This window comes from Perspicuibacillus lycopersici (assembly GCF_025660475.1).
GTDB lineage: Bacteria > Bacillota > Bacilli > Bacillales > Caldibacillaceae > Perspicuibacillus > Perspicuibacillus lycopersici.
In genome coordinates, this window is record NZ_JAOUSF010000002.1 from 281458 (window position 1) to 295012 (window position 13555).

A 13555-nucleotide genomic window follows, 5' to 3' on the forward strand; every position below is an offset into this window, starting at 1 on the left:
ATTTCCCTATAGAATTACAAATATGGTGCAATTTTTTTGTAAAAAAAAGAGGCTAGGAGATCCTAACCTCTTAAAAATCTAACTTAATTCATTGTAGATTTTTTTCTTGTATAAAGGAATACAGATAATGCGACAGCCATTAAGACGAAACCACTCATTAAAATGTTTCCATTATTTGTTGCAGTATCAGGAAGCTCGTTATCTGATGGTTCATCATCAGCAGGTTGATCATCACCTGGTTGATCTCCCGGTTGGTCACCTGGTTGATCTCCTGGGTCAGTTCCTGGATCTGTTCCTGGGTCTGTTCCTGGATCTGTTCCTGGGTCAGTTCCTGGATCTGTTCCTGGGTCAGTTCCTGGGTCAGTTCCTGGGTCAGTTCCTGGATCTTCATCAGACTTCGTAATTGTCACTTCTTGAACTGTTTCATTACCAGCAAAGTCAACTACTTTAAATTCAAAAGTATTTTCCGTTTCTGGTAAGGATAATTCAACACCCTCTACAGTCGTTTCAAAATCACCGAATGTTGGGTATTCTGTTGAATTTGCATAAATTTCATTGTCATTTACGTAAACACGTACTTGATCGAAATTATCTGCAACATCAAGAGATACGGTTACAGAATCAGAATCCGTTGGAACTGTTTCAGGTGCATTCACCACTAATTCAGCTGCAGTTGTATCTACAAACACTGGGCGTACAATTTGTGCATCATTACCACGATCATCTACTGCTTTGATCTTAAGATCATGAGCACCATCTTCTAGCTCAAGTGTTGCGGAATAATAATAAGCATTTTCATATGCATCATAGTATACTTCTGCATCTACACCATTAACCGTAACAGATGTTACTTCAGATTTATCGGTAACATATCCGAATACATCAACAGTGCTTTCTCCAAATACTTGATAAAACTCTGGATATTCAGAGAAGATTTCTGGTGCATCTTCATCAACACCGTCTTGTACTACTACAATTGTAGATGTACCAACATTATCTACAGCAACTACAGAAATACGATTTTCTTCTGTTACATTTGTAGGCAATACATATTCAGTAACATCTGGAGTAAGTACATCATCTCCAAGTACAGAAACTCCATCAACTAATACATCCCAATAGGACACGCCACTACCTGCATCGGCTACATTCGCATGTACAGTATGTGTTGCTGCATCGTAGCTTGCATCTACTGTAGGTCCTACTGTATCAACTTTAACTGGAAGTTCTAAAGTTTGGGACTCAGCGCCTTCATAATCAATGACACCTTCTAATTGAAGATAGTAATTACCATCAGGCACTACTTCTCCATTGACAGTACCATCCCAACCCCAGGCATCATCTAATGTATATGGTGCATAGCGACCACTATCATACCAGTTTTTCGTAACATTGGAGTCCGTTCGAAGTGTGCGTAGGACATTTCCTTCTTCACTAAGTACTCGGACAGTTACTGTTTTTGCATTTCTTAAGAATGACACTAAAGGAACGGCATCATCAAAGATTCCATCACCATTTGGTGAGAAGAAAATATCATCTTCACCAGTTCCAGTAAAGTAATATTCTCCATCAATTGAAGATACTACATCTGTATAGCCGTAATAAGATTCTTCATCCCAACTTGGCGCATCAAAAATTGGTGCAGCATCCCATTCACCTTTAAATCCAGAGAAAGGAACACTTAATGTTGGATGAGCATCTGTTGGATCAACTAATTGAACAAAACCATCTAACCAATAACCATTTGTAAAGATAGAGTTTAACTCATCATTTGCAGCTGGATCAATTTCGATAGTAACAGAAATAGTTGCTGTACTATTTGCAGGTACCTCAACTGATGCAGTTTGTTCCCCATTAACAGAAACTGTTGCAGCACCACTTGCTACTAAATCAGACACACCTAGAAGATTAGGTGAAATTGCCCAAATTCCAGCATCTGCTGGATAATCAGTCGATAAGCTAGCTTCTACATCATAAGTTACTGCTTCATCAGAGTAGTTTTCAGCAGTCAATTCGAAGGAAACAGTGTTAGCTAAAACTTCCTTCAACGCAACTTTTGCTTCATGTGTTGTAGATTCTGTTACCACTACAGGTGTTGTTACCGCTGCATTTAACTGCATTAAACCTGCTCCTTGACGGCGCGGAGAAACTGGATCACCATATTCATCTTCTACGACTCTACCAGTATTCATCAACAGGTTTTTCGCCATATGCACGCGATCAGCACCAGTTAAACCAAATTCTTCATCTACACGTTGTAATACAAGTGCAGCACCACCTGATACATGCGGAGCAGCCATCGATGTACCACTCATTACTCCATATTGATCATCATTCAATGTAGAAAGAATGTTTCCACCAGGAGCTGTAATTTCTGGTTTGAAATCTAAGTTTGGAGTTAATCCCCAAGAAGAGAATGCACTCATTTGTCCTGCTGTTGGATTCGCAATAGTCGTAGTTTCTCCATTAAAGGAAACTGTTACTTCTTGTCCAGCCGCTAATGCCGCAGCTAATGCGTCACCATCTGTTTTCATCATAAATAATTGCGGAATCGTAATTGCTGGGTCTGTAGCCATATTAACAGTACCATCCGTGTTATTATAAACAATAACACCTGCAGCACCCGCATTTTGCGCATTTAATGCCTTCGCAACGAAATCATACGTACCACGTTGAACAAGTGCATATTTACCTGTTAGGTCAAGACCGACGTAATCCTCTTCTCCACCTAAACCTGCATACACTAATTCAAATGTTTTTTGTTCAATGCTATTTGGATGTACTGTGCTCGCAGATAAGAACATTGCAGAACCAGCAACTCCATCAATGCTATATTCAAGTGCATCTGCATCCATAAAGGAGTTTTCATAGGATGCTACTTGAAGAGATTCAGCAGCAACACCTGGTGAACCTGTTACACCATAATCTGGATTGGCAGCAAATAATAAATCACTACCATAGAATCCAGTACCAAAATAATTAGAGTTACCTGCAGAAATGGACATTAACACGCCATTTTCAACAGCTCTTGCAACTGCTTGGTTTTCAGGATCATCTTCAGATACAAATCCTGCAGGAGATCCTAAACTCATATTTAGTACATCTGCGCCTAATTTAATCGCATCATCAATTGCTTTAATGTACACATCACCATAAGTAGATTGGAAATTAGGATCATTACCAAATACTTTTAATGCAAGCAATTGTGCTTCTGGTGCAACACCAGAAATACCGCCGTTTGCATCATCGCCATTAGCCGCAACTGTACCAGCTACGTGCATACCATGCATGGTAGCTGCTGACCCTAGATCTTTCACTTCGTCAGTTTGATCCATATAGTTCCATCCATAAGGAACTTTTTCTGTATAGAAGTGGCCAGGTAGATTATTTTCAGCAACAATATCATTAACTTCTGCTTCTGTTAATTCCGCAGATTCAGAATCGGTTAATACCATGTCTTTATGATCGTAATCGATACCAGTATCGATTATACCAACTACCATGCCTTCCCCTTTGAAACCTGTAACTTCCCATGCTTCTTGGGCCTCTACCAATTCTTTACTATATCTCATATCTGGTTGTTCTTCTGGACGTGCGTATTCATTTGTAACATAAACATTACTTACTTCTGGTAAATTTTTGATTTTCTCAATTTCACCATATTTTACTTCCGCACTAAAACCATTAAATACAGTAGTAAAATCATTTATGTATTCAATGTCAACACCTTCAGAGCTAATATTTGCTTTAACATCTTCTTGTTCCGCTAATAATTGCTCTTCTAGTTGTTTTTTCACTGAATCTTTTAATGCAGCATATTTCACATTTTGCTTTGTTGCCTTTTCAATAGCTGGTTCGCTTGCTAACTCGACAACAACCCGCACATTTTGATTCGGATCAATTTTCTCTGCTTCTTCAGCAGAAATTTTATTTAAATCTTGTACATTAGCTTTTTCTAGCTTTAGCGATTCTGCTAAACTCTCTTTTGAACTAGCAGCTGAAGCAGCTGGTGTTAGTGCAAAAGAAACACTAGAAAAGATTAATAGAAATGCTAGAAACAAACCTGTAAATCTCTTCAACCTTACTCCCCCTAATAAAAAGAATTATGCAAAGCGAAATAATATTACCAATTAACCCTCCTTTGAAAATATTAAAAATAGTTACACTACTAAATTAACACGTTTTTTGATTTGCGTAAATAATATATCAATTAATTTTATGATTTTTTTAATAGATTGTTATTATTTCGACAATTTTCGACGGAATTTTTAATAGTTTTTTGTAATATTTTCTCGAGTTTGGAAATAGCTTTTGACAGTACAAAAAAGCCTGTTTATGAAAGGACAGGGGAAGAAAGTTAGGGAATAATGTTTTAGCGAGATTTAAATAGATATATTATTTACTTGGAGATTGTCTCTTTTGAATTTCATAGATTAGCACGTCTAGCTCTTGGCTTGTCCGAATGACATTTGCTGATATCATTCCTTCATTTTTTACGTAATTTTCTAGCTCTATTCTTTTTGCTTCAATTTCATTTAAAATAGTAGAAATATCTTTTGTACGAATATCGAACATGTAGTTTCATCCACCCTTTTATTTTTTCTCTTAGTTTTTAATAGCAAAAGGAAAGATCTTTTCAAACGGTAGTTATATATTACTAATTTATAGGAAAAAAGTCTAACAATAATTTTTATAATATAGGCTATTTCGACTATTTTTCTCAATTCAATTATAGACTACTCCTATGTTCTAGCGTGTTATGTTGAGAACCCTTATATTATTCTTTAAGTTTATTGTTACTTTATTTAGTTCTTTGTTATAATAATAAATATTTTGTAATAACTATCAATTTTTAGTTATAAATAATTCCATTTGAGAAAATTATCTTGGATAATTGATTTTAGGCTCAACTATTACAGTTGTAAACCCTAAAAAGGCAAACCTATTGAAAAGTAGGGACGCAAAGCTACAGGGACTAACGTGTTAAACACAATGTCAGCCAGCTACTGAAAGGTAACGTAATAATTTCACACAGAAAAATGCCTTTTAAGGGGTGCGCACATATGTACAAAAAATCGGTAAAATGGATAGCAGTTGGAGATCAACTTGCGGAAGATATTTACGAAGGCGATACGCTGCTTTTAAAGAAAGGGACCATTCTTACACTTCATCAAGTCTTTACCTTACAATGTTCCACAATTGAAAAAGTTTGTGTTCATGAATTCCCTTCTACCAATACCCGATGGAAAAACGATACTTCTAAATACAAGTATGATTCTTCGTATAACTTTGAAAAAAAATTATACGAATATGTTATGACAAATCTGCGTAACGGTCGTTACCAGCATTTTTTTCAAGAGGAAGAAAACTACCAATTAATTAAAAATAATTTGTTACATATAATGACAAGCAGCATTATTGATAATGTATTATCTGCTTTAAAAATTTGGGATAAAAATAGCTTTTATCATTCCATTGATGCCTTTATTATTGGGACATTATGGCTGAACAAGCTAGGATTCGATCACTTGCTTGAAGGTTCCACAGGGTTTTTATTACATGATATTGGAAAAATAAAGATTCCACGAGATGTCCTGTTAAAAAAGGAGAAATTAACGGAAAAAGAATATGAAATTGTGAAAATGCATGTGAATTTTGGTGAATATTTGCTTAAAAAATTCGGTTTTTCGGGACGAATTTGCGACATGGCAATGTATCACCATCATACATTGGACGGATCTGGCTATCCGAATACAGTCTGTAATCATCCAGAACCAACATTAGAAATTAAAGCGCTCATGATTGTGGATGTATTCTCTGCTCTAACATTGGACAGGCCATATAGAAAAGCCTATTCAAACGAGGAAGCAATTGCCATTTTAAAGCAAGAGAAACATAAATATGATCCACAATTATTGGAAAGTTTTGTTCAATTTATTTCATAGAATAAAGCTGCAATAGTCAAATGATCCAACAACCTTCTGCACTGGCATATTTGTTGGATCTATTTTTTTATTTCAGTGTTCCACTACATGTCTTTGATAACAATAGAGAAAATGGAGATACTACAGTTAAAATCTTTCAATCTTTAATGGAACGAAAGCTATTTTTATGGAGGGAACAACATTTTGGCTGAAGAACGTAGTCGTAAAAACAAGAAAAAAATGAAAAAGTGGGTAAAAGTCACTTTAATTATTTTGGCGATACTAGTTGTTGCTTTAGGAGCATATATTTTTTCTGTCTATCATTCTTTATCTGACGCTTTACATACGATGCACCAGCCAATTCGAGAAACATCGGATAAACGGACAGAAAAGGTTGCTTTAGAGGAGAAAGATCCATTTTCCGTATTGTTGCTAGGCGTCGATGAACGAAGTGGTGATCGAGGTCGATCCGATACAATGATCGTCATGGCCGTTAATCCTACAAAGGAATCCATTGAAATGATTAGTATCCCTCGGGATACACGGACAGAAATTGTTGGCAAAGGTACAGAGGATAAAATTAATCATGCCTATGCATTTGGTGGTGTGGAAATGTCGATTAATACAGTAGAAAATTTTTTCGATATTCCGATTGATTATTTTATCCAAGTAAATATGGAAGGCTTCCAGGAAATTGTCGATGCTGTCGGTGGTGTAACGGTTACGAATGACTTAGATTTCACCTATGGTGGTGTACACTTTCCAGAAGGAACGTTAACGTTAAACGGTGATGAAGCTCTCTTGTATTCCCGAATGCGTAAGGAGGATCCACGTGGTGATTTTGGAAGGCAATTACGGCAACGAAGCATTATTGAGGCAGTTATAAAAGAAGGTGCTAGCTTAAATACATTAACGAACTACGGGGACATTTTCACCGCACTTGGAAATAACGTAAAAACGAATTTGACCTTTAGTGAAATGATTGATATTCAAAAAAATTATAAGCAAGCCGCAAAAGATATGGAGCAACATCAAATCAATGGTCATGGGTCCACAATTAACGGCATCTATTACTATATTGTTCCAGATGAAGAAAAAGCAAAATTGCAGCAGCTATTAAAAGAGCAGCTTGAAATTACGGAATAACTCCGAATCACCTGAGCCAATTCTATTTCGAGTATTTGCTCGTTTAACATGCTACAGATGCTGGCGACCATTATGGACACTTTTCAACTTGGTGAAGAATATCAATTTGAAGGATTCCTAAAGTAGCCGAAAAAGAATAAGAAAATCCCCCACTCGAGTGAGTAGGGGATTTTCTTATTCTTAAGATTCAAGCAATAGTTTTTCCGGGTCCTCTAATAATTGCTTAATTTTCACTAAAAAGCTTACTGCTTCTTTTCCATCTACAATTCGATGGTCATAGGAAAGTGCTAAATACATCATTGGACGAATTTCAATCGAATCACCAACTGCAACTGGCCGGTTTTGTATGGAATGCATTCCTAAAATACCAACCTGTGGGGCATTTAAAATTGGCGTAGATAATAGCGAGCCGAAGGTACCCCCGTTCGTAATTGTAAAGGTACCACCTTGAAGCTCTGCTAAGGAAAGCTTCGCATCACGTGCTTTTGCTGCAAGATTAGCAATTTCTTTTTCTATTTCTGCAAAATTTAATCGATCGGCATCTCTTACAACTGGAACAACTAATCCTGTATCAGTAGAAACGGCTACCCCGATATCATAATATTTTTTCACAAGTATTTCGTCGCCTTGAATTTCCGCATTTAATAGTGGGTATTGCTTCAATGCACTAACCACTGCTTTCGTAAAGAAGGACATAAATCCTAGTTTTACTTCATTTTCTTTCACGAACCCCTCTTGGCGTTTTTTCCGTAATTTCATAATAGCCGTCATATCTACCTCATTAAATGTCGTCAAAATTGCAGCAGTATGCTGAACAGCAACTAAGTTTTTCGCAATTGTTTGGCGGCGCCTTGTCATTTTCTCACGGTCGGTTGGTTTCGCATCCTGAACCACTGCCACAGGTGCTGGAGCTTTCGCAACGGCTGGTGCCACTGGTTTTGGTTGGTTCATATGATTGACAATATCCTGCCTGCGAACTCTTCCAATAGGATCAAGTGTCGCAACACTATTGAGTTCGATACCATGTTCTCTAGCTAATTTTCTTGCAGCTGGTGAGGCAACAACCGTTACTTGTTCTTGTTTTACCGGTTCGGTAGAAGGTTGAACGGCTGGTTCGGCATGCTCAGCAACTACTTCTTTTACAACTGGAGCTGGATCTGCAGCTCCACTGCTTCCACCTTCTCCGACAAAGGCAACTACTTCACCAACACTTACCGTATCTCCTTCTTCTTTTAAAATTTCTTTTAGCACGCCATCATAATCCGAGATAATATCGACATTCACTTTATCAGTTTCTAATTCTAAAATACTTTCACCTTTTGCAACTGCATCCCCGGATTCCTTTAACCAACGTGCAATTGTGCCTTCTGTAATAGATTCTGCTAATTCTGGTATGATAATTTCTGCCATTAGGATACATCCCCTTTTGTTTTGTATTAGGCTATTTTTCAAAGAGATAGGAAAGTTTGTATGAATTTCTAAAGCAGACCAAATACACATAAAACTCCAGGAGAACGGAGCGTATTCAGTCTGCATGCTATTTACAAATCGGAACAATCTATACGTAAACAACTGGAAATTATGACTTTACCGTCTCCTTATCTATCTTTTTTGCTTGTTTCGTTAATGCCTCACTAATGATTCGTTGTTGTTCTTTTTTATGAATACTTGGATCCCCTTCGGATGGACTAGACATTTCCGGACGACCAATATAGGAAACCTTCAAGCTATCTGGCACAATTTCTTGTAGACGTGGTGCAATGTAGTTCCATGCCCCCATATTTTTAGGCTCCTCTTGTACCCAAATTACTTCTTTCAAATTTTTATATTTAGCTAAAACACTCTGGATTTCCTTTTCAGGGAATGGATATAATTCTTCCACACGGACAACATCTAACCATGGGTAATCCTTTGGCTCGTCAAAGGCTCCACCTATTTCCACTGCCAATCGTCCAGTACAGAAGACGACGCGTTCTACTTTACCTGGTTCGGTTCCCAACCCTGGCTGTTCAATGACCGCTTGGAAGCTACCATTTGTAAACTCTTCTATATAAGAACCGGCAGCTTGATTCCGTAATAAACTTTTTGGTGCCATAATGACTAACGGTCTAATTTCTTTCGTTTTTAACAATGCAGCTTGGCGTCGCAATATATGAAAATATTGGGCAGATGAGCTTAAGTTGGCAACCGTCCAGTTATTCTCGGCAGCCATTTGTAAAAAGCGCTCGAGTCTTGCACTGGAATGCTCTGGACCTTGGCCTTCATAGCCATGTGGCAATAGCATGACAAGACCGGATGTTTGCCCCCATTTTGCTTTACCAGCGGCAATGAATTGGTCGATAATGACTTGTGCACCATTGGCAAAATCACCAAATTGCGCTTCCCAGAATACTAATGTTTCTGGAGCAAATACATTGTAGCCATATTCAAATCCTAAAATGGCTGCCTCCGAAAGGGTACTATTGTGTACAGCAAAGGATGCATTGGATGTACTGATTGTGTGTAATGGACTATATTTCTCTCCTGTTTTTTCATCTGATAACACAATATTCCGGTGGGAGAAGGTACCTCTTTCAGAATCCTCACCAGTAATTCGAATTGGCGTTCCGTCCTTTAAAATCGTGGCAAATGCCAATACTTCACCATGGCCCCAATCGATTTTTCCTTTTTTCTCAAATACATCGAGTCTGCGACCTAAAATCTTTTTCAGCTTACTAAATACGTGAAAGCCTTCCGGGTATTTTAGTAACTCCCGATTGATTTGTTCCAATGTTGCTTTATCCACTGATGTATCTACGGTCGGAAATTCATAATGGCCTTGCTTTTGCATTTCGGCAATAGACGGAACCTCTTCCGCAGTTTTATCAATTTTCCCATATGCTGCTTTAAATGCTTCAGTTGTAGCTTTTTCTAATTGTTGTATTTCTTCTTCTGTGATCGATTTTTCGGCTATTAATTTATTTTTATACACAGCTGTAATTGTCGGATGTTTATCTACTTTTTGGTAGATTAATGGACTTGTTGCTCTCGGCTCATCCATTTCGTTATGTCCTAATCTACGATAGCCAATTAAATCGATTAATACATCTTTATGGAAGGTATTACGATAGTCAAATGCTAATTGCATTGTCGTAATCGCTGCTTCTGGGTCATCGGCATTCACATGAAATACCGGAATATTGTATCCTTTTGCAGGATCACTGGAATATCTTGTCGAACGGGAATCTTCCATTTCGGTTGTAAACCCAATGCAATTATTTGCTATCAAATGGATGGTTCCGCCTGTATAGTATGCTTTTGTTTGCGCATAATTTAATATTTCAAATACGATACCCTGGCCTGCGAAAGCTGCATCCCCGTGAATAAGGACAGGTAATGCTTTTGTTACATCTTGGGAAGGATAACCTTTTTGCGAACGGTCATCTTGTGCCGCACGGGCATAACCTTCTGCAACTGTACCGGAAAATTCCAAATGACTTGGGTTGTTTGCTAACGTTACTGTTACCGTATTGCCATTTATTGTTCTTCTCTTCACGGCGCCAAGATGGTATTTCACGTCTCCTGTGCTGCCAACGGTTTCCGAGTAATCAGAATCATCAATTTCCCATTTAGAATGTTGAAATTGGGAAAATAATGCTTCATATGGCTTCTGTAAAACATGTGCTAGAATATTTAACCGTCCCCGGTGCGCCATTGCAATAACTACATTATCAATTTTTTCTTCTGCAGATAATGCTACCAATTCCTCTACTGCTGGAACCATTGTTTCCAAACCTTCAACAGAGAACCGTTTTTGCCCAATATAGGTTTTATGAATAAATTGCTCAAAGCCCTCTGCTTCATATAATTTTTTTAAAAGCTCTGTCTTTCTGTCTGACGAAAATTTCTGATTATAGTAATCGCTCTCAATCTTGTTACGTAACCATGCTCTTTCCGATAGGTCCACATGCTCGACCTCATATCCAATCGTTCCCGTATAGACTTGTTTCAAATATTCGATTGCTGCTAGACCATCTGCTAATCGACCAGCTCGATCTGGACAAATCAATTCCACTGGAATTTCACGAACATCTGCCTCTGTTAATCCATAGTGTGCTAATGTGAGCAAATTCGTTTGTGCTTGTTCTTCTAGTGGAAAAATATTAGCCTCTAAATGCCCAAAGGAGCGAATATTTTCTGCAAGCGTTAACACTGATGCTAGCTTTTTCATCTTATTTACTATATAGGATGGAGATAACCCTTGTGGTGACGGAGTTGAAACCCCAGTATTTTCATCCGCTTGTGGTGCCCCCCATTTTACAAACAATTCTCGTAAACTTTCGTCCACATCATTCGGATTCATTAAATATAAATCATATTGTTCTAGTAAATACCCTAAGTTTGGCCCATGAAATTCATGCCATGGATTACTTGCATTCATCGTCATTTCCCACCCTCATCATTATGTTTTAAATTTTCTTTATGAAATATTGTTACTATTTTCATAATAAACGTAATCGATAAATTTATATAGTATTTTATTCAATTTTTTTCCTTCACGTTATGACAATCGCGTCAAACAAATGATTTTTATAATATCTTTTTTTGAACAATAAAACAGTTAGTGGTATACTACTATATTTTTTCAAAACATTTCCCTTATCTCCTTACCCAAATTGTGCAGTGGATAACATTTTTTTGCTGTTTTCGTAAAGTTTTTTGAATTAATGGGTAATTTTTATGAACTATGGAGAAGCGTGGAAACTTGGGATGGGTTCAGACTCTGTTTTTTTCAGGGGATTGCTGCTCGATTTTCAAGAACTGCCCCTTTTTTCCGGGAATTTCACCACATTGTTCTCGGAACTGCTCCCTTTTTTTCGGGAATTGGTCCCATTTTTCTGGAACTCCCCCCTCTATTCTGTAACACCTGCTCATTTAACCTGAATTAAATCTTCCAGAAATCCCACACCAAACAATAAAAAAGCAGGAACCCACACCTCAGGTCCCCGCTCCTATCAAACTTTCTAACTACCAATTACACGAGCAATATCCACAACAGCATCGTAAACAAAATCGTCACGATCCCTTGGAGGAGGGTTGCCATTGTTTGTGCTTTATATGCTTGGGTTACGGACATTCCGCTAAATTCTTTTACTACCCAGAAATAGCTATCATTAATATGGGATACGACCATTGCACCGGCACCTATTGCCATGACAACTAATGCGAGTGGGATTGCTCCTGTAATTCCTAATTCTCCTAATAATGGGGCTATCAAAGTTGATGTGATGACAAGTGCTGCTGTTGAGGATCCTTGGGCTGATTTTAGCGCTGCAGCTATTAGGAATGGGATTAATAGAAATAATGCGCCTGTGAAAAAAGCATTATCGCCAAATCCTTGGATGTATTGTGCTACAGGTGTGGTGCTAATAACTTTTCCAAAGGCACCGCCTGCACCGGTTATTAATAAGATTGGGGCTGCCTCTTTCAATGCTATACCGATCCATTTCGTCAATGTTTCTTCATTTAATTTTGGTAATAACAATAATGCGAGTAATACCCCAATAAATAAAGCAACGACTGGGGCACCTAAAAATAAAAAGATTTCAAAAAGCATGCCTTCCCAGCCTACTAAGGAAATAATGGAACTGAAGCCAATTAATAAAATAGGCACGACGATTGGAGCGAATGATTTTATTGCGGATGGCATTTCCCCAAATTGCTGGATGATAGCATCATAGTCTAACGTGTCATTTGCTGCATTTTCTCCTTCTACAGTTATTTTTGTTCCTACCTTTATTGCCCAAAAATAGCCGACAATTATCGCTGGGATTGACACAAGTAAACCGATTAGAATAATGGTTCCTAAATACGCATCTGCTCCAATGTTTCCTGCTGCAGCAATTGGTCCAGGTGTTGGTGGTACTAAAGTATGTGTCGCGAACAAACCAGTGGATAATGCGACTGCCATCGAGGCTACTGCTACCTTTGCTTTTTTAGCAAGCGCTTTTTTCAACGACGATAATATAACATATCCTGAATCACAAAATACCGGAATACTTACGATACCACCAATAATACTCATCGCTAATTGTGGTCGCTTCTCTCCTACAATGCGAAGTACTACCTCTGCCATCCGTAAAGCAGCACCAGATTTCTCCAATATGACCCCAATAATTGTTCCGAACACGATGACAAGTCCAATGCTGCTCATTAACCCGCCAAATCCACCATTTACTGCATTAATCACTTCTGTTAACGGCAGTCCTGCGATAATTCCAAGTGCAAATGCTGCGAAAATTAAAGATAAAAATGGATGTAGCTTCCATTTAGCCGTTGCAAAAACGACAAAAAGTACCGCTAGAATAATTAATAATATAAGACCGAAACCTTCCATTCTTTCCACCCCTTTTTTCCTATTATTGAAGTGCGCTCCTCTTTTTTGATAACGCTTACATAAAAAGAAATGCATTCCTCATTTCAGTATATTAGTCCTCCCTTCAACA

7 protein-coding genes and 1 riboswitch are annotated in these 13555 nt (G+C 37.9%); of the genes, 2 read left to right on the forward strand and 5 right to left on the reverse strand.

Annotated elements, in window-relative coordinates:
- Window positions 1-83: 83 nt before the first annotated feature.
- Window positions 84-4079 (reverse strand): S8 family serine peptidase, encoded by a 3996-nt coding sequence (locus OEV98_RS05480; protein WP_263072205.1) that lies wholly within the window; start codon window positions 4077-4079, stop codon window positions 84-86.
- A gap of 316 nt (window positions 4080-4395) precedes the next feature.
- Window positions 4396-4575 carry an aspartyl-phosphate phosphatase Spo0E family protein gene (locus tag OEV98_RS05485; RefSeq protein ID WP_263072207.1) on the reverse strand — a complete coding sequence of 60 codons (180 nt, stop codon included), beginning with the start codon at window positions 4573-4575 and terminating at the stop codon, window positions 4396-4398.
- 350 nt (window positions 4576-4925) lie between these two features.
- Window positions 4926-5011, forward strand: a riboswitch (cyclic di-GMP riboswitch).
- 52 nt (window positions 5012-5063) lie between these two features.
- On the opposite strand from OEV98_RS05485, the gene OEV98_RS05490 reads away from it, so the two are divergent.
- Both OEV98_RS05490 and tagU read left to right on the forward strand, forming a co-directional pair.
- Complete coding sequence (locus tag OEV98_RS05490) at window positions 5064-5945, forward strand: HD-GYP domain-containing protein (RefSeq protein WP_263072208.1); 882 nt, start codon at window positions 5064-5066, stop codon at window positions 5943-5945.
- A gap of 219 nt (window positions 5946-6164) precedes the next feature.
- Window positions 6165-7070 (forward strand): polyisoprenyl-teichoic acid--peptidoglycan teichoic acid transferase TagU, encoded by a 906-nt coding sequence (gene tagU, locus OEV98_RS05495; protein WP_456107218.1) that lies wholly within the window; start codon window positions 6165-6167, stop codon window positions 7068-7070.
- 180 nt (window positions 7071-7250) lie between these two features.
- Here tagU and odhB read toward each other — a convergent pair whose 3' ends face one another.
- The 3 genes from odhB to OEV98_RS05510 form a co-directional block, all read right to left on the reverse strand.
- Window positions 7251-8480 carry a 2-oxoglutarate dehydrogenase complex dihydrolipoyllysine-residue succinyltransferase gene (gene odhB, locus OEV98_RS05500; protein ID WP_263072210.1) on the reverse strand — a complete coding sequence of 410 codons (1230 nt, stop codon included), beginning with the start codon at window positions 8478-8480 and terminating at the stop codon, window positions 7251-7253.
- A 169-nt stretch (window positions 8481-8649) separates the two neighbouring features.
- The gene (locus OEV98_RS05505) at window positions 8650-11496 is read right to left on the reverse strand and encodes a 2-oxoglutarate dehydrogenase E1 component (protein ID WP_263072211.1); all 2847 of its coding nucleotides are present in this window, start codon (window positions 11494-11496) and stop codon (window positions 8650-8652) included.
- 588 nt (window positions 11497-12084) lie between these two features.
- Window positions 12085-13446, reverse strand: coding sequence for a GntP family permease (locus tag OEV98_RS05510; protein ID WP_263072212.1), 1362 nt, complete (start codon window positions 13444-13446; stop codon window positions 12085-12087).
- Window positions 13447-13555 lie beyond the last annotated feature (109 nt).

What these genes read in the sequence shown, in the direction of transcription:
- OEV98_RS05490 (WP_263072208.1), top strand. Translation starts at nt 5,064, where the DNA reads ATGTACAAAAAATCGGTAAAATGGATAGCAGTTGGAGATCAACTTGCG.
- OEV98_RS05510 (WP_263072212.1), bottom strand. Translation starts at nt 13,446, where the DNA reads ATGGAAGGTTTCGGTCTTATATTATTAATTATTCTAGCGGTACTTTTT.
- OEV98_RS05505 (WP_263072211.1), bottom strand. Translation starts at nt 11,496, where the DNA reads ATGACGATGAATGCAAGTAATCCATGGCATGAATTTCATGGGCCAAAC.
- OEV98_RS05485 (WP_263072207.1), bottom strand. Translation starts at nt 4,575, where the DNA reads ATGTTCGATATTCGTACAAAAGATATTTCTACTATTTTAAATGAAATT.
- odhB (WP_263072210.1), bottom strand. Translation starts at nt 8,480, where the DNA reads ATGGCAGAAATTATCATACCAGAATTAGCAGAATCTATTACAGAAGGC.
- tagU (WP_456107218.1), top strand. Translation starts at nt 6,165, where the DNA reads ATGAAAAAGTGGGTAAAAGTCACTTTAATTATTTTGGCGATACTAGTT.